Origin of the sequence: Fictibacillus sp. NPDC058756 (genome assembly GCF_042746035.1) — a bacterium.
Taxonomy (GTDB): domain Bacteria; phylum Bacillota; class Bacilli; order Bacillales; family Fictibacillaceae; genus Fictibacillus.
The window spans coordinates 2,215,362-2,232,468 of the sequence record NZ_JBHYPU010000001.1 but is presented as its reverse complement, the minus strand read 5'-3'; the positions used below and the strand labels follow the sequence as shown (position 1 = coordinate 2,232,468).

Here is a 17,107-nt window from a genome sequence, read left to right as displayed (position 1 = left end):
TTCTTCCTCCCTCATCTTTTGAAATAGTATACCAAATATTCTTTTTATTTCCCACAGTTAGCGATTATTGTAAAGAAACGTTAATGCGGGGACTAAATCTTTTTGCCAGTTTACCCAAAGATGATTACCCTGAAACTCCGAGTATTCATAATCCAGTGCAAAATTGTTTAGCAGCTTGTTCATCCTGCGGTTTGGTGCAAGGAAATCTTTTGTTATTCCTTCGGGATTTGTGAAGCTATGTTCTTCATCTCCGATGGAATGATAGATCGTTAATGTTTGCATTTGTTCAATAGATTCAACGGTTTGCAGCAGTTCTTCTGGAATATAAGGAGATTGCACAATCACTTTTCCAAAGGTGTTCGGATATAAAAGACTAAGTTTCATAGCAACATATCCGCCAAGTGAATCCCCGATTAATCCCATGCCTGCACCTAGCTGTAATGTGTTAAATTTCTCATTTAGATAAGCTGTTAATTCATATGCCATAAATCGAATATAATTCTCGTGTTTTTCACCTGTTGGATCATATTTTGCTTTTCTGTCTTCAATTCCTTTATGGTTCACACCAATAATAATAAAATCTTCTATTTGGTCTTCTTCCATCAAGCGGTCAGCCGTTTTTGCCAGCTTTCCTAATTGAAAATAATCCCTGCCATCCTGTGCAATTAATATTGGATATTTTACTAGTGGAGTAAACCGTGAAGGAAGATAGATTAGTAAATCTATTGATTCATCTAAATATTTGCTTTGTATTTTATCGTCTGTAATGGAACCTTTAAGAATGGCCATAAACGGACCTCCTTTTCTGACATCATATTAAGTAAAAGCGTTTTCATTCGGCTCGTATAATTGTAACATATAATGCTATAATGAAAGAATCAATACGAATGACGATTAATAGTGAACATAAAGATGAGGTGAAGTCTGTTGAAAAATAGAGTGCACAGCAGGGAAGTCGAAGCGGCAGCTAGAAGGCTGCTGATTGAAAGAGGCGTCACCATTCCTGAGATCGCAGAAATCGTTTATGAAATGCAAATTCCATTTTCACCGGGACTGACTAAAGAAGAATGCATTGAGAGCGTCGATGCAGTCTTAATGAAAAGAGAAATTCAGCACGCTATTTTAGTAGGTGTAGAACTCGATATATTGGCTGAGCAAAAAAAGCTATCAGAACCTTTGCAGAGTATCGTAGAACAGGATGAAGGTTTGTTCGGAGTGGATGAAACGATCGCCCTCGGCGCTGTATTTGGATACGGAAGCATCGCTGTTACGACGTTTGGCCACTTGGATAAATTTAAGATGGGCATCATTCAAAAGCTCGATACGAAGATAGCAAACGGAAAAGTTCATACTTTCCTGGATGACCTGGTTGCAAGCATCGCAGCCAACGCCTCAAGCCGCCTTGCACACAGACTTCGCGATAAGCAGGAGCGACTGACAGCTGAAGAAATTGCACAGCATGAAAATGAAGAAAAAATAGGTTGATATAGGAGCCTCCGCGTTGGCGGAGGTTTTTTGCATACTTTTCAGCGAAATTTGAAGGCTCATAAAATCTGTTGAAGGATCATAAATTTTTTGAAGGATCATAAAAGTGAATGAAGGCTTATAAATGTTTTTCAGGCTGATAAAGTCAATTTTTTATTGACAGACTAGTTGCCCTGTCGTATATTTTTAATTGTTCCGTAAAAACAGAGATCCGATAGCTCAGCTGGGAGAGCGCCACCTTGACAGGGTGGAGGTCGGGGGTTCGAACCCCTCTCGGGTCACCATACATAACATAGTCATTTCAACCCTTTTGATTGTTTTCAAGAGGGTTTTTATATTTTTAAAGAATAGAATCGGTTCAAAATCTATTCTTTGTTCCAAAACTAATCAAAAAAAACTCCTTGGAACCAAGGAGTTTTCTCGTAAATGAACGTACTTGTTATAGTAGCAGGAAAGCACCAGAAATAAATACTCCTGTAATAATCATGATGACCAGTCCGTATCCCATTATGTCTTTTGCTTTCAAGCCTGCTATTGCAAGGGCAGGGAGAGCATAGAACGGCTGAATCATGTTTGTCCATGCATCCCCCCAGGCTACTGCCATTGCTGTTCTAGACATGGAAACGCCAAGATTTTGAGCTGCTTCAAGCATAACAGGTCCTTGAACAGCCCATTGGCCCCCGCCGGATGGGACAAAAAAGTTAACAAGTCCTGCACTCCATAATGTGAATAAGTGAAATGTATGTTCATTTGAAATAGAGATAAATGAATTTGCCAAAATGGCAACCAGTCCTGAAGAAGTAACGATACCCATTAAACCAGCATAAAAAGGAAATTGAATAATAATGCCGCTAGCATTTTTTACAGATTCGGTAACCGCTTTCAAAAATTGCATTGGTGTTTTATGTAATAGAATTCCTATAAAGAGGAATAAGAAGTTAACGATATCAAGATTTAATGCAAACCCATTTTTAACAAAATAGTAAATTAAAAAGGAGATGCCCAGTAAACCGACTAATAGAGAGAGTAGTTGACTATTTTCTAAACGGTCAGCAGGAGTTAACTCTGCTTTTTCCCCACTCACTGCTTCTAGTGCATGGTCTTCTTTAAGCAGTTCAGGATCGATTACGAAAGCCGCATCTTTTGATGGTACCATAAGCCGGTTAATAATAGGTACTAACAGAAATAGGCCGGCTAGAATGATAAAATTAAAAGTAGAAAAAATAGTTTCGCTTGTTGGCACAACTCCAATCAGTTTTTCGGTAAAGTGTCCAGGTGTTGCGATAGTTAATACAACCGATCCAGAAAGTCCGCCGCTCCAAATAATAAACCCGCTATAAGCACTTGCGATTAATAGGCGGTAATCAACACCCTTTACTTTCTGAGCAATTTCTTTTGCAAATAAAGCACCGATAATTAAACCAAACCCCCAATTGATCCAACATGCAACAAGGGCGACTACTGTAACAAGAACAATTGCCTGTCCAGGTGATTTTGGTAGCTTCGCCAAACTTCCCATCAATTTTTTAAAAAGAGGGCTGCTTGCCATTACATGTCCGGTTACGAGTATTAAGACCATTTGCATTGAGAATGTTAATAAACTCCAGAAACCGCCACCCCAATATTCAAGGACCTGTATTGGCGTGCTCTTTGTAAATAGCAGCGCAAGTCCAGATACAAAAAACGTGAGCAGAATGACTAATAAAAATGGATCTGGCATATACCTTTGCATCAATTTGTTTGAAAAAGAAATCAGCAGCTTCATTTCATCTCTCTCCTCTTCTTAATGTATGAAATATAAATAAAAATTCATTTGTGTAATTTCGATTTATTTCTACAATTTCCTCTTTTTTGTTTATGAGTAAATTGGACGAACTTTTTAAGTCGTCCTACATAAAATATAGAGAAATGTGATTTAAGATTTTTGAAAGGAGAAGTCTTTTTTGTTTAAACGCCCTCGAATTTTCCCTAAAAAGGGAATGGGAATGCCTGCAGCAGCTGCTGGCGCAATGGGAATGGGTCCAACAATGGGTGCCATGGGGATGGGACCGGTAATGGGAGCTATGTCGCAAATGCCTCAAATGGGTGGTTGCGGATATCCTCCAGTTTCACCATCGCAATATTACCCTCCGCAAGTTTTGCCTGCACAATATAGTCCTACTAACCAACAGGTGCAATATAATCAGCAAGATGTATATGTACCAATGGTTCATCCTACTCAAACAACACAGGTTAATCAGACAAACTATAAATATGTTCATTATTTCCCTCAGAACACGAATGTTGTTAACCAAGCAACTCAGCAGAACCTTTGCGGAACTACTTCACCCATAATGGCTAATCCTTGTCCGCCTCCATGTGTTCCATGTCCTCCGCGTCCGCCATGCGGCTGGAGAAAGAAGTAATTTAGAAGCTGCCGGCACCGTCGGCGGCTTTCTTTTTTTTGATTCTGTTGAAGTAAAATAGGGAAAGAATAGTAGTGAGAAAATACGAGCGGAGGGTTAGCCATGAATACTACTAAAAAGATTGTACTTATTACTGGAGCAGCTCAAGGGATTGGAAAACAAATCGCGGTAGATTTTGCAAAAGCGGGATGGATTCCTTCTCTGATAGATTTCGACCAGCAACAGCTGGAGAAAACTTTAGCCGAAGTCCGGCATATCGAACCGAAAAGTATTTCCATTACGTGCGATGTGAAAAAACCTGAAGAGATTATAAAAGCTGTGTCTGAAACAAATGATAAATTAGGCTGTCTCAATTGTGTCATTAATAACGCAGGTATTGCAAAATGGAAATCTCCATATGAATTATCTGTAGAAGAATGGGATGAAATCATACAGACCAATTTAAGGAGCGTTTTTCTATTTTCTAGAGAAGCCGCAAGATATATGGCAAAAGCAGGCGGCGGTTCAATTCTTAACATGGCATCAACGCGTGCGTTCATGTCAGAGCCGCATTCTGAAGCTTATGCCGCAACAAAAGGAGGTATAGTTGCGCTGACACATGCCCTTGCAGCTTCTTTTGCAGAAGACCGTATTACGGTTAATTCAATTAGTCCCGGCTGGATCCATACGGGAGATTATTCTGAGCTAAGAAAAATCGATCATGAACAGCATCTTTCAAAAAGAGTAGGGAAACCATCTGATATTTCACGAGCCTGCTTGTTTCTTGCAGATCCTGAGAATAATTTTATCACCGGTGAAAACATGACGATCGATGGCGGGATGACGCGGAAAATGATTTACGAACACTAATTGTTTCCTATAGGGAAAAAGATTGCTCTAGACCCACCCGGAAACCATTCTTTATGATTAAAAAGGTATTACATATGAAGGAGAAGAGAGAATGCAAGCTGATCAGCAAAAAAGAGTGGAACGCGGTGTTTACTACAGTTTAGGAGCATATATTTTTCTATCAATCGTTAAGCTTGTCTCAGGATTCGTTTATAGTTCTGATGCACTTATTGCTGATGGATTGAATAACGCCACTGATATTATCGCATCTATCGCGGTTTTAATTGGTTTAAAAATTTCAAGAAAACCGGCAGACGAAGATCATCCCTATGGTCATCTTCGTGCAGAAACGATTGCCTCGATGGTAGCGTCATTCATAATGGTTGTAATCGGAATAGAAGTACTGATTTCTTCCATTAAAAAGATGTTTAAAGGTGTTGAAACAGAGCCCTCTTTAACAGCTGCGATTATTGCCTTATTTGGTGCAGCTGTTATGCTTGGAGTTTACTTTTACAATATGAAAGTTGCCAGAGAAACGGATAGCCAAGGATTAAAGGCAGCCGCACTAGATAACCGTTCTGACGCATTTGTAAGTATTGGAGCTGCAGTAGGTATTTTAGGCGCGCAGATCGGAATGGCTTGGCTTGATCCTGCCGCAGCTGTTTTAGTAGGCTTAATTATTATTAAAACTGGTTGGGAAATTTTCACCGAAACTTCCCATAACCTTTCAGACGGATTTGATTACGAAGAAGGCAAAGAGATGGAGCATAAGATTTTAGATGTCGATGGTGTTGAAAACGTAGGTGATTTAAAGGCAAGAAAGCATGGTAACCGTGCAATCATTGATGTAACGATTAAAGTCGATCCTTCTCTGAATGTAGTGGAAAGCCATGAGATTACAGAGAAAATAGAGGATACGATTAAAGAAGCTTATAATGTTGAAAGTATACAAGTTCACGTTGAACCCGAAGATGGAAAGAATAAATAAATTAGTTTTATTCAGGTTCAATAAACTCAATTCGGTTGCCAAAAGGGTCACGAATGGAAAAGCGGTTATATCCTGGAATGGGTAACTCTTTTTGAATCGTGATTTCTTGAGCTGTTAAGTGATCTTTTAATTCACTCAGCCCTATCACTAAAAAGGCTGGATGATGTTTTCCTTTGAACACTTGATCTTCTACACCAATATGTAGTTCTTGGCTGCCGATCTGGAACCACATTCCTCCGTTTTTCTTAAGAGCTTCCGGTTTAGGAATTTCTTTTAATCCAAGGACATCTTTATAGAATATTTTTGCTTCTGATTCTTTCTCTGCAGGAATACATAGCTGCACATGATGGATACCCGAAATTTTCATTGAAACTACCCCCATTGAATGATTAATTGAAGAATAAGCATAACGGTTACAGTCCTCATCAGGATTGTAACTTGTTTTGTTTTTAGCTTAGGTGCGAGTTTAACGGCAACCTGTGCACCGCAAATACTACCGATTGTAAGAGGGATTGCAACATCCCACATATAATGACCCGCCAAAAAGTAAGTAACAACTGCACCCGTACAGCTTAAGAAAGTATTGAACCTTGTAAATGAAACGGTGCGGATGTAAGAAAAGCCATTTCTTAAGAAAAGCTGCATCTGCATGGTGCCCTGTCCAGGACCGAACATGCCGTCATACGCTCCGATTCCAAAGAGGAACGGATATTTTCGTGCAGGAAGCTGTTTTGCTTCGTTTTCAGGGCTAATATCTTTTTTGGTTTTAATAAAGGTTAAGAATAATGCTCCGCTTAATAATATTAAAGCGATAATGGTTAAGTTTTCCTTCGAGATCGCTGATGCGATTAAGCCACCGCAAATACCGCCTATTAAACTTACTGCACCTGATAAAAAGTAAGGTTTAAGTTTCGCGTCATTTTTTCTTAATAGCACAAAAAAGCTTGAAAATGAGCTGAACATATTGGCAAACTTATTAGCAGCAATAGCAGAATGAACAGGTATTCCTAATAAAAGCATAATAGGAAAGTTGATCATTCCGCCGCTGCCAGAAAGTGTACCAATAAAAGTGGCGAAAAAACCGACAACTATTAGGATATACATAGCGACACATCCTTTCATTTCTGTTTACATATATATCCTATGTTACGGTATACTTAAAATAAATTACCTAAATTGTACAATGGTCTATAAGTAAAACTTATTGTTTGAAAGAAGGTACGCTATGCAATTATCCGAATTTCGTATTTTACACGTACTGGCTGAAGAACTAAATATGAGAAAAGCATCAGAAAGATTGTATGTATCTCAGCCTGCCTTAAGCCAGCGGCTGCAATCCATTGAAAACAATTGGGGCACCATTATATTTATAAGATCCCAAAAAGGCTTGACGCTTACACCAGCGGGGGAAAAGATTATTTCATATGTAAATGAAGTGCTGCAAAAAGAGGAAGCAGTTAAGGAAGAACTGCAATCCCTCTCAGAGCACGTTCATGGCACACTTAAATTAGCAGTAGCTTCAATCATCGGCCAGTATTGGCTGCCGCATGTTTTGAAGGAATATGTGAATCTTTATCCTCACGTTAATATTTCTCTTATTACCGGCTGGAGTTCAGAAATTATCAAGCATTTATATGAGGACCGCATCCACTTAGGGATTGTCCGCGGGAATCCCGAATGGCGCGGCAGTAAAGAACATATCTTATCTGATCATCTATACTTGGTTGATACTGCGATTTCTTCCATTGAAGAGTTGTCAGAGACATCGAAGCCTTTTATCCAATTTAAAAGCCACTCCACTTATTATCAAGAGATTCAGGATTGGTGGCACAGTCATTTTAAGACAACTCCGCAAAAGACGATCGTAGTGGACCAGATTGAAACTTGCAAACAGATGGCATTGAACGGAATCGGCTATGCCATTTTGCCATCGATCAGCTTGCGGCCAGAGGATGAGGTATTCAAAATACCCCTTACAGATAAAAGGGGAAATGTTCTTAAAAGAGATACATGGCTGATACACCATGGTATGGGTTCTGAACTGAAACAGGTAAACGTGTTTATGGAATTGATTCAAAAATTAACAAGAGAATAACGTTTGAATGTTTCGATATTTAGTGGTTTAATACAATACAGAATGACTTTTAAGGAGGACATAACAATTATGAAAATGATGGATGCAAACGAGATTATTTCATTTATTCAAAACAGCACAAAATCTACACCTGTAAAAGTTTATGTAAAAGGAAATCTTGACAATATAGATTTCGGTAACGAAACGAAAGTATTCCCTTCAGGCAATACAGCAGTATTGTTTGGTGAGTGGAAGGAAATCGAAGCTGCAATTCGCGCAAACGAAAGCAGCATCGAAGACTATGTAGTAGAAAATGACCGCCGCAACTCTGCGATTCCTTTATTGGACATGAAGAACATTAAGGCGCGTATTGAACCAGGTGCGATCATCCGTGATCAAGTTGAAATTGGAGACAACGCAGTTATCATGATGGGTGCTTCTATTAACATCGGTTCAGTAATCGGAGAAGGTACAATGATCGATATGAACGTTGTCCTAGGCGGACGTGCAACTGTAGGGAAGAACTGCCACATTGGTGCAGGTACAGTCCTGGCGGGAGTAATTGAGCCACCATCAGCTAAACCGGTTGTTGTTGAAGACGACGTAGTAATCGGAGCAAACGCAGTTGTACTTGAAGGCGTTACAGTTGGAAAAGGTGCAGTTGTTGCTGCAGGTGCTATTGTTATCGAAGATGTAGAACCTTACACAGTTGTTGGTGGAACACCAGCACGTATTCTTAAGAAGATTGATGAAAAGACAAAATCAAAAACAGAAATCAGACAAGAACTACGTCAATTAAACGACTAATAAATTTAGGGGATGTGAGAAGATGAAACCATTAATTGAGATCAGAAAAGACCTGCACCGTATACCGGAGCTTGGCTTTCAGGAATTTAAGACTCAAAGGTATCTGCTTGATCTCATCTCCACTTTTCACCAGGGTAATCTGGAAGTGCATACGTGGGAAACGGGTATCTTTGTAAAAGTAAAAGGTAAAAATCCCGAAAAAACGATTGCCTATCGTACAGACATGGATGGACTTCCGATCACTGAAGAAACAGGCTATGAATTTGCGTCTATGCACGATGGACTGATGCATGCTTGTGGTCACGATCTTCACATGACGATCGCCCTTGGTCTTTTATCCCAATTTTCAGAGAATCCGCTTGATGATAACTTGCTATTTATTTTTCAGCCAGCGGAAGAAGGGCCTGGCGGAGCGTTGCCGATGCGTGAGAGTGAGCTTTTTCAACAGCTTAAGCCGGATCAGATAACAGCGCTTCATATCGCCCCTGAATATCCGGTTGGAACCATTGCAGTAAAAGAAGGATTGCTGTTTGCGAATACGTCAGAACTTTTTATAGATCTAGTGGGAAAAGGCGGTCATGCTGCCTACCCGCATTTAAGTAATGACATGGTAGTCACAGCTAGCCATCTTGTTACACAGATGCAGTCGATCGTTTCGCGCAATATTGATCCGCTGGATTCAGCTGTTGTTACGATCGGCAAAATCACCGGTGGAACAAAGCAAAATATCATTGCCGAAAAAGCAAGACTCGAAGGTACAATTCGAACTTTATCTCCTGAAGCAATGGATAAGGTTAAAATGCGGATTGAAGCACTCGTTGAAGGAATTTCTCGCGGTTTTGACTGTGAAACGTTGATTGATTACGGTTCGAACTATCGTCAAGTAGATAATGAACCGGATCTGACTAGAGAATTCATGGAATTTGCAAAACAGCAAGGAACTGTGAATGTTATTGAATGCAAAGAGGCTATGACAGGGGAAGACTATGGATATTTTTTAGAAAAAATTCCTGGTTTCATGTTCTGGCTTGGGGTTGATACTCCATTTGGTCTTCATCATTCAAAATTAAAGCCGCAAGAAGAAGCAATTCAGTATGCGGTAGACCTTTTAATCCAATATTTCACTTTTAAAGGGAATAGAAATTAGGAAAACGGCCGCTGCGGCCGTTTTTTTGTTTTTAAAGATAAGAAAAAGGTACTTTTGAAAGTAGTTGATTTTTGTTACAGGTGCTCCCTTTCCGCGGGGCGGGCGGCGAGCCTCCTGGCGCTTTACGCCTTCAGGAGTCTCGCCTGTCCCACTCGTCCCGCAGGACAAGGAAGGCATCGGCAGCGATATATCGCACGAAGAAAATGTGATTTTTCATTTTCGAGGAGTCTCGCACCTTCCACTCCAATCAACTTATCAAAGAAGATAATCAAAAAAAACAAAACAACTTATTTTTGAAAGCTTAAATCACACATTATAGCTGGTAATCCACAAAATTCAGCCCTCAATCCAAAAGTTTTAGCGATTTATCCGCGAGTCGACAACCTGCCCATAGTTCAAGCACATCACGAAGACAATTCCTGTAATTGTTCATTACATATTCCCTCTCAGAGTTGGAAACATTAACAAAAGTAAGGAGGTGGGAATATGGCTAGAATTGGTGTTGAACAATCATTAACGAATGTTTCTGATGCTCTGAGAGCTGCAGGGCATGATGTAGTAGAACTTCGTCAGGAACAAGATGCAAATGGCTGTGATTGCTGTGTAATTTCCGGACAGGATGAGAATGTTATGGGCATGCAAGACGTGGTGACTCAAGGCTCTGTCTTGAACGCTCATGGTATGTCAGCAGAGGAAGTATGTCAGGCTGTTGAAAGCAGATTACAATCATAGCATTCCCGGGGACAGCCATGCTGCCCCTTTATTTCTGTTTAGCGTATGTTTGAAAAGGGAAATAGTTGAGCAATCTTAATAAAATCTTTTGTAAATAAAGATGGGGAGGATCTTATGCCAATCTTCAACGTACTCATGATCATTTTACTCATCATTCTAACGGCGTTTTTCGTTGTAACTGAATTTGCAATCGTAAAAGTCCGCAAAACGAGAATTGACCATTTGGCTTCAGAAGGAAACAGCAAGGCATTAGCCGCTCAACAAGTGCTGGGAAACCTGGATGGATATCTTTCAGCCTGTCAGCTTGGCATAACAATTACTGCATTAGGTCTAGGCTGGTTAGGAGAGCCAACGGTTGAAATATTTCTGAAACCTCTATTTGAGCATGCGGGCTTATCTGAAGGGCTAACTCACACTTTATCATTTTCAATTGCATTTTTTCTTATCACTTTTCTTCATGTTGTTTTAGGAGAGCTCTCACCAAAGACAGTGGCGATTCAAAAGGCTGAAGCCATGAGTCTTGCAACAGCTAAGCCGATTATCATGTTTTACAAAGTTATGTATCCGTTTATTTTTTTATTGAATGGATCTGCCAATTTGCTAACGCGGATTTTTGGAATCAGTCCAGCTAGTGAGCATGAGGTTGTACATACGGAAGAAGAACTAAGGCTAATCCTTTCTGAAAGCCTTCAAGGCGGAGAGATTAATCAGTCTGAATATAGGTATGTGAACCGGATCTTTGAGTTTGATGATCGAATAGCAAAAGAAATTATGATACCCAGAACGGAAATGGTCTGTTTGTTTATAGAAAATACATGTGAAGAAAACTTGGCCATTATGCGTGATGAAAAATTCACAAGGTACCCTGTTGGGAAAGAAGACAAAGATCACATTGTAGGTCTAGTTAATATTAAGGAATTCTTTAATGAACATTTCAGTAATCAAGAGTTTGAACTTAAAGATTATATTCGACCTATTATCACTGTACATGAAACGATACCCATTCAAAAATTACTTGTGAAAATGCAAAAAGATCAAACGCATATGGCTGTTTTAGTTGATGAATACGGTGGTACAGCTGGTATCGTAACGGTAGAAGACATTTTAGAAGAAATTGTCGGGGAGATCAGAGATGAGTTTGATGTTGATGAAGAACCTGAAATACAGCAAATTTCAAAAACCAAAACGGTAGTAGATGGGAAAGTATTGCTATCACAAATTAACGACATGTTTGCACTTGATATTGATAACAGAGAAATTGATACAATCGGCGGGTGGGTTTTAACAAGATCCATCGATTTAGAAAAAGAGCACTCATTTAATTATGGAAGCTACCGTTTCACGATTATTGATCTAGAAGGCAGGCAGATTAAGAAAATAGGCATTGAAAAATTACCGGATTCAGAAATTGATGAAACACAAAAATAAAGACTCCTGAGCTGATCAGGAGTCTTTGCTTTTCCATTTGCCATCATCGTCTTTTTCATATTTGTTCTTTACAGCACTCCAAGCAACTTTATGCGCTGTTTCTTCTTCTTTATATTCTTCAAGTGCAGAGTTGAATGCTTCTTTGTAGATTTCCTGACCGTGGTGAGGGAGGTTATCCCTGACTCTATCAGGTAAATCTTTTAATGAATCATACGGCATTAAAAATGCACCTCCTTAATGTATGATTTCCCAAGCAATCCTCAATTTAAACGCTGTTATTGAGAATGTAAGCATATTAATTTGAGCGGATGATTTCACATTTTACGTTTAACTTGCTATGATTAAGGAGAAATTAAGAAGTGGGGACAAGAACCTTATTTAAATTAATTATTATTTAATATTGACTAAAAATAAGGCTTGTACTATAATGAACCATGTAAAAAAATTAGTTTTTGGAGGGATTTTTACCTATGGCAGAACGTATGGTAGCAAAACAAGCACCTCGATTTGAAATGGATGCAGTATTACCAAATAAAGAATTTGGAAAAGTAAGTCTTGAAGAGAACATGAAGAACGACAAGTGGACTGTTCTTTTCTTCTATCCAATGGACTTCACATTTGTATGCCCTACAGAAATTACATCTTTAAGCGATCGGTTCGATGAGTTTGAAGATCTTGATGCTGAAGTGATCGGTGTTTCTACTGATACAATTCACACACACAAGGCTTGGATCAACACTCCTCGTGATATGAACGGTCTTGGAGAGTTAAAATATGCATTGGCAGCTGATACTAACCACACAGTAGCTCGTGATTATGGTGTACTTATTGAAGAAGAAGGAATCGCACTTCGTGGTCTATTCATCATTTCTCCTGAAGGTGAATTGATGTACTCTGTAGTAAACCACAACAACATTGGCCGTGACGTTGAAGAAACATTGCGTGTACTTCAAGCACTTCAAACTGGCGGACTTTGTCCAGCAAACTGGAAGCCAGGTCAAAAAACTCTAGAAGTTTAATAATTAAGTGTTATTAGAATAACCCAGGACTATGTTCTTGGGTTATTTTTCTATAGATAAATTTTTTCTAGCAGGGTTATAGGAAATGTTTATAGAAGTTTCCTTCATAAATGAAATACATATGATGCTTTTAAGCTGTGTTTTGAAATGAATATTATATGGTAAAATAAGGCTAGTACGGGAAACGGAGTGAATTCATTGAAAAAACAATTTGCTGTTATTGGTCTGGGACGTTTCGGGGGAAGTATGTGCAAGGCTTTGTCAGATCAAGGCATGGAAGTCTTAGCAATTGATATTGATGAGGACCGAGTAAACGAATTTTCAAATATCGTAACACATGCTGTAATTGCTGATTCGACTGATGAAGGTGTATTAAAAAGTCTTGGGATCCGCAACTTTCAGCATGTTGTTGTAGCGATAGGTGATAACCTTCAGTCCAGTATATTGACCACACTGATTTTAAAAGAGATTGGTGTTGAAAAAATCACTGTAAAAGCCCAAAATGATTATCACGAAAAAGTGCTGCGAAAAATTGGAGCGGATAAGATCATTCATCCGGAGAGAGACATGGGTGTCCGTATTGCTCACCAGATTGTTTCTAACAATGTATTGGATTACTTGGAGTTATCAGATGAACATAGTATCGTGGAGCTGGTAGCAACACAGAAGATGGATGGGAAAACCTTAATCCAACTTGATATACGTGCAAGGTTTGGGTGTAACGTCGTAGCTGTAAAAAGGGGTAAAGATATCTATGTCTCCCCGCAAGCTGACCAGTCGATCAGGCAGGGCGATGTTTTAATTGTGATTGGCGGAGATAAGGATATAAACCGGTTAGAAAAACAAATGGCAAATGAAGAATAAAAAAACCGTTTCCCTATAAAAGGGGTAACGGTTTTTGTTTGTCTATTAGATTTCCATAATGATCGGCAGTATCATAGGGCGTCTTTTTGTTTTTTCATATAGGAATGGTGCTAATGTGTCTGTAATTTCATTCTTGATTTCAGACCATTGAGTCGTGCGTTTTTCGCTCATAATGGTCTGTAGATGCTTGCTTAACAAGCTTTGAGCATCATGGATAAGATCACCGGATTCACGCATATATACAAATCCGCGAGATATGATGTCTGGACCTGCTTCTATCGTGAATTCCTTCATATCCATACTTACAACGACGACTACAAGACCTTCTTCCGAAAGAATCTTACGATCGCGGAGTACTATGTTACCAATATCGCCGATACCGCTTCCGTCTACATATACGGATCCAGACGGGATTTTTCCTGCGATCATAGCATCGTTTTGAGAAAGAGCCAATACTTCACCATTATCCATAATAAATGAATTCTGCGGCGGTACGTCACAATCAGCAGCAAGTTTAGTATGCATTTTCAGCATTCTGTACTCACCATGGATCGGGAGGAAATATTTAGGCTTCATTAAACGAAGCATCAATTTTTGTTCTTGCTGGCCGCCATGACCTGAAGTATGAATATCATTAAGTGAGCCATGAATAACTTCAGCACCGGCGCGATATAATTGATTGATTGTCTTACTTACACTAAGAGCGTTCCCAGGAATAGGTGAAGAAGAGAAAACAACTGTATCTCCAGGAATAATTTGAATCTGGCGGTGAGTCCCGTTAGCAATTCTTGAAAGTGCCGCCATTGGTTCTCCCTGGCTTCCTGTACAAAGAATCGTTACCTGATTGTCAGGAAGGCGGTTGATCTGGTTTGCTTCAACGAATGTGTTCTTAGGTGCTTTTATAAACCCAAGTTCTTGTCCAACTGAAATCGCCGAGTCCATGCTTCGTCCAAATACAGCGATTTTACGGTTGTTGGCTACTGAAGCTTCTACAACTTGCTGCAATCTATGAATATTGGAAGCGAACGTAGCGAAAATAACTCGTCCTTCCATTTTTCTGAAGATATCTTGGATGCTCTCACCAACACGTCTTTCAGATAATGTAAAACCAGGAACTTCACTATTGGTGCTGTCGGAAAGCAAGCAAAGTACGCCTTCTTTACCGATCTCAGCCATTTTCGTAATATTTGCAGGTTCACCTACTGGTGTAAAATCGAATTTGAAGTCACCCGTATGCACGATATTTCCTGGAGGTGTCTTAACTACGATTCCGTACGCGTCAGGTATACTGTGAGTTGTTCTGAAAAAGCTGACAGAAGTTTTTCTGAACTTAATAACATCATCTTCTGTGATTTCATGCAGCTGTGCACTGCGGAGCAGACCATGTTCTTCTAATTTGTTTTTAATAAGAGCAAGTGCAAGTTTACCGCCATAGATCGGTATATTGACTTGTCTTAATAAATAGGGAATACCGCCAATATGATCTTCATGTCCGTGAGTGATGAAGAGCCCTTTGATTTTTTCCTCATTTTTTACAAGATAGGTGTAATCAGGGATTACGTAATCAATTCCCAGCAATTCATCTTCAGGAAATTTAATTCCTGCATCGATAAGGATAATTTCATCTTGAAATTGAACGGCATACGTGTTTTTGCCGATTTCCCCTAAACCACCGAGGGCGAAAACGGCGGCTTGATGATTTTTTACAAATTTCATATGTTACACATTCTCCAATTCCAATGAGTTCGTATCTTTTTCATACTCAAGAAATTTACCGTTAATTTCTTGTATGTATTCAATATTGTACTTGCGGTCAGCTAGTTTTTTACGAACATCATTTATAGTTTTTGCTTCTACGTAAACCGTTTGTGTATGTTCACGGATCGGTACCTCAGTTAAGCTTGTTTGAAAAAATACTTTGAAAATCATGTTTCATGTCTCCTTACCGGTCTATAGTATTTGAGTATCTTCGTTCTATTATAAAGGAAAGTGACATGTTTTTCATGTGTTTTTCATTACTCTTCGTTTTTATCGTTGAAAAGTGAAAAATAATTACTGTTCGGGATGAGACTTTTACCCTTATAATTACATTAAAATTATTTTATTAGTTAAGGATGAGTTTTCCGTTATTATTTTGCTGTTTTACCCATTTTTTAAACTTTTTTAATAAACGTAATCTCTTTTTCATTTATTGCCCTCCGTTCCATTTTTTATTACTTAGTATGTGTAAAATGAAGAAAATCAGAGAGGGAAATTGTGTCATTTATTTTTATCCGCAGGAGGATTACATGAAACTTTATTCAGCACTTTTTATTTTAAGTTTGATCTGGGGAATGTCTTTTCTATTTATTAAAGTTCTGCTGGATGTGTTTGATCCATGGCAGATCGTATTCATAAGATGTGTGCTTGGCATCATTACGATTATCCCGCTTTTTCTTATCAGTAAACAGAAAGTCAATTGGAGAGAACTGCCTTATAAGTCACTAATAATTGTAGGATTGTTAAATGCTGGTCTTCCATGGGGTCTGATCGCTTGGAGTGAAACTTTTTTAGACAGCGGCTATACTGCGATATTAAACGCAACAACTCCAATATGGACAGCGATGATGGGGGTTTTATTTTTTTCTGTTAAAATGCATTGGAAACAATGGAGTGGAGTCATGGTCGGCTTTATAGGAATTATTTTCTTAATGGATGCGGATGCACCAGGCTTAACTCAAGAACAGCTCTTTTTAGGAATCGTCTTCATGCTCATTGCTACTTGCTGTTATGGGTTCAGTTCACAATATGCTAAAAAACATCTTCAAGAAACGACAGTCTGGATTACAGCTTCAACTACACTAATGACAGGTTCGGTTTTAAGCGGAATAATCATGAGCTTTACTGGAGGGTGGCATCTGCCTGGGAATGTTTTAGAAGGGAATGTGATATTATCTTTAATAGGTCTCGGGGTTTTTGGTTCAGGTTTAGCATATCTCTTGTACTATTTTATGATATCAGCAGGATCAGCCGAATTTGCTACTCTCGTTACTTATCTAGTTCCTGTTTCAGCAGTAGTATGGGGGAGTGTTCTCTTAAATGAGAAGATCCCGCCGATTGCTTATTTTGGTTTATTTTTAATCTTTTTCGGTGTTTATCTGACAGGAAGAAAAAAGCGTAATACAACAATTAAAATTAAGCAGAACCGCACAGCGTAAACACTCAGTGGGAAAGAAGCATTAACAGTCGACGACGATCGCGAAGGTGCTTAATAAAAACGAAAAAGCTGAATTCTGCCTTTTAAGGGGCAGAACTCAGCTTTTTATTTGGCTCTTTTTCTTTTAGATCATT

General features: G+C 39.0%; 19 protein-coding genes and 1 tRNA gene. 13 read left to right on the top strand and 7 right to left on the bottom strand.

What is annotated here, in order from left to right; genetic code table 11:
* Positions 1 to 57: 57 nt before the first annotated feature.
* On the bottom strand, positions 58 to 789 hold the full coding sequence (locus ACFW35_RS11200; RefSeq protein ID WP_379845756.1) for an alpha/beta hydrolase: 732 nt from the start codon (positions 787 to 789) through the stop codon (positions 58 to 60).
* A gap of 138 nt (positions 790 to 927) precedes the next feature.
* Between ACFW35_RS11200 and ACFW35_RS11195 the strand changes: the two genes are divergently transcribed.
* Together ACFW35_RS11195 and ACFW35_RS11190 are read left to right on the top strand one after the other, a co-directional pair.
* A complete protein-coding gene (locus tag ACFW35_RS11195; protein ID WP_379845755.1) occupies positions 928 to 1,485 on the top strand; it encodes a phosphatidylglycerophosphatase A family protein in 558 nt (185 codons plus the stop codon).
* A gap of 208 nt (positions 1,486 to 1,693) precedes the next feature.
* Positions 1,694 to 1,769: transfer RNA gene (locus tag ACFW35_RS11190), tRNA-Val, on the top strand.
* A 155-nt stretch (positions 1,770 to 1,924) separates the two neighbouring features.
* Here ACFW35_RS11190 and ACFW35_RS11185 read toward each other — a convergent pair.
* Positions 1,925 to 3,250: a short-chain fatty acid transporter gene (locus tag ACFW35_RS11185; protein WP_379845753.1), complete on the bottom strand. Its 1,326-nt coding sequence runs from the start codon at positions 3,248 to 3,250 to the stop codon at positions 1,925 to 1,927.
* Positions 3,251 to 3,428: 178 nt separating this feature from the next.
* Between ACFW35_RS11185 and ACFW35_RS11180 the strand changes: the two genes are divergently transcribed.
* The 3 genes from ACFW35_RS11180 (at position 3,429) to ACFW35_RS11170 (ending at position 5,706) form a co-directional block, all read left to right on the top strand.
* Positions 3,429 to 3,890, top strand: coding sequence for a CotD family spore coat protein (locus tag ACFW35_RS11180; RefSeq protein ID WP_379845752.1), 462 nt, complete (start codon positions 3,429 to 3,431; stop codon positions 3,888 to 3,890).
* Between the two features lie 102 nt (positions 3,891 to 3,992).
* Positions 3,993 to 4,739, top strand: a complete 747-nt coding sequence (locus ACFW35_RS11175) for an SDR family NAD(P)-dependent oxidoreductase (protein ID WP_379845750.1) — start codon at positions 3,993 to 3,995, stop codon at positions 4,737 to 4,739.
* A gap of 91 nt (positions 4,740 to 4,830) precedes the next feature.
* Entirely contained in the window at positions 4,831 to 5,706 is an 876-nt protein-coding gene (locus ACFW35_RS11170) for a cation diffusion facilitator family transporter (RefSeq protein ID WP_379845748.1), read from the top strand.
* Positions 5,707 to 5,713: 7 nt separating this feature from the next.
* Here the strand turns inward: ACFW35_RS11170 and ACFW35_RS11165 are convergent, their stop codons facing one another.
* Positions 5,714 to 6,073, bottom strand: a complete 360-nt coding sequence (locus ACFW35_RS11165; RefSeq protein ID WP_379845747.1) for a VOC family protein — start codon at positions 6,071 to 6,073, stop codon at positions 5,714 to 5,716.
* A 5-nt stretch (positions 6,074 to 6,078) separates the two neighbouring features.
* Positions 6,079 to 6,810: a sulfite exporter TauE/SafE family protein gene (locus ACFW35_RS11160; RefSeq protein WP_379845745.1), complete on the bottom strand. Its 732-nt coding sequence runs from the start codon at positions 6,808 to 6,810 to the stop codon at positions 6,079 to 6,081.
* A gap of 121 nt (positions 6,811 to 6,931) precedes the next feature.
* On the opposite strand from ACFW35_RS11160, the gene ACFW35_RS11155 reads away from it, so the two are divergent.
* The 5 genes from ACFW35_RS11155 to ACFW35_RS11135 all read left to right on the top strand — a co-directional run bounded on the left by ACFW35_RS11155 (position 6,932) and on the right by ACFW35_RS11135 (position 11,894).
* A complete protein-coding gene (locus tag ACFW35_RS11155; protein ID WP_379845743.1) occupies positions 6,932 to 7,801 on the top strand; it encodes a LysR family transcriptional regulator in 870 nt (289 codons plus the stop codon).
* Positions 7,802 to 7,870: 69 nt separating this feature from the next.
* A complete protein-coding gene (dapD, locus tag ACFW35_RS11150; protein ID WP_379845742.1) occupies positions 7,871 to 8,587 on the top strand; it encodes a 2,3,4,5-tetrahydropyridine-2,6-dicarboxylate N-acetyltransferase in 717 nt (238 codons plus the stop codon).
* A gap of 22 nt (positions 8,588 to 8,609) precedes the next feature.
* Positions 8,610 to 9,734 (top strand): N-acetyldiaminopimelate deacetylase, encoded by a 1,125-nt coding sequence (locus tag ACFW35_RS11145; protein ID WP_379845740.1) that lies wholly within the window; start codon positions 8,610 to 8,612, stop codon positions 9,732 to 9,734.
* Positions 9,735 to 10,220: 486 nt separating this feature from the next.
* A complete protein-coding gene (locus ACFW35_RS11140; RefSeq protein ID WP_379845739.1) occupies positions 10,221 to 10,466 on the top strand; it encodes a YkuS family protein in 246 nt (81 codons plus the stop codon).
* Positions 10,467 to 10,580: 114 nt separating this feature from the next.
* On the top strand, positions 10,581 to 11,894 hold the full coding sequence (locus ACFW35_RS11135) for a hemolysin family protein (RefSeq protein WP_379845737.1): 1,314 nt from the start codon (positions 10,581 to 10,583) through the stop codon (positions 11,892 to 11,894).
* A gap of 15 nt (positions 11,895 to 11,909) precedes the next feature.
* Here the strand turns inward: ACFW35_RS11135 and ACFW35_RS11130 are convergent, their stop codons facing one another.
* Complete coding sequence (locus ACFW35_RS11130) at positions 11,910 to 12,113, bottom strand: ChaB family protein (protein ID WP_379845736.1); 204 nt, start codon at positions 12,111 to 12,113, stop codon at positions 11,910 to 11,912.
* A gap of 251 nt (positions 12,114 to 12,364) precedes the next feature.
* On the opposite strand from ACFW35_RS11130, the gene ACFW35_RS11125 reads away from it, so the two are divergent.
* Positions 12,365 to 12,913, top strand: a complete 549-nt coding sequence (locus ACFW35_RS11125; RefSeq protein ID WP_066288975.1) for a peroxiredoxin — start codon at positions 12,365 to 12,367, stop codon at positions 12,911 to 12,913.
* A 198-nt stretch (positions 12,914 to 13,111) separates the two neighbouring features.
* Positions 13,112 to 13,777, top strand: a complete 666-nt coding sequence (locus ACFW35_RS11120) for a potassium channel family protein (protein ID WP_379845734.1) — start codon at positions 13,112 to 13,114, stop codon at positions 13,775 to 13,777.
* 45 nt (positions 13,778 to 13,822) lie between these two features.
* Here ACFW35_RS11120 and rnjA read toward each other — a convergent pair whose 3' ends face one another.
* Complete coding sequence (gene rnjA, locus ACFW35_RS11115) at positions 13,823 to 15,493, bottom strand: ribonuclease J1 (protein WP_379845733.1); 1,671 nt, start codon at positions 15,491 to 15,493, stop codon at positions 13,823 to 13,825.
* Positions 15,494 to 15,496: 3 nt separating this feature from the next.
* Entirely contained in the window at positions 15,497 to 15,706 is a 210-nt protein-coding gene (locus ACFW35_RS11110; RefSeq protein WP_379833604.1) for a DNA-dependent RNA polymerase subunit epsilon, read from the bottom strand.
* 359 nt (positions 15,707 to 16,065) lie between these two features.
* Here ACFW35_RS11110 and ACFW35_RS11105 point away from each other — a divergent pair, with 359 nt between their 5' ends.
* Positions 16,066 to 16,974, top strand: a complete 909-nt coding sequence (locus ACFW35_RS11105) for a DMT family transporter (RefSeq protein WP_379845731.1) — start codon at positions 16,066 to 16,068, stop codon at positions 16,972 to 16,974.
* Positions 16,975 to 17,107 lie beyond the last annotated feature (133 nt).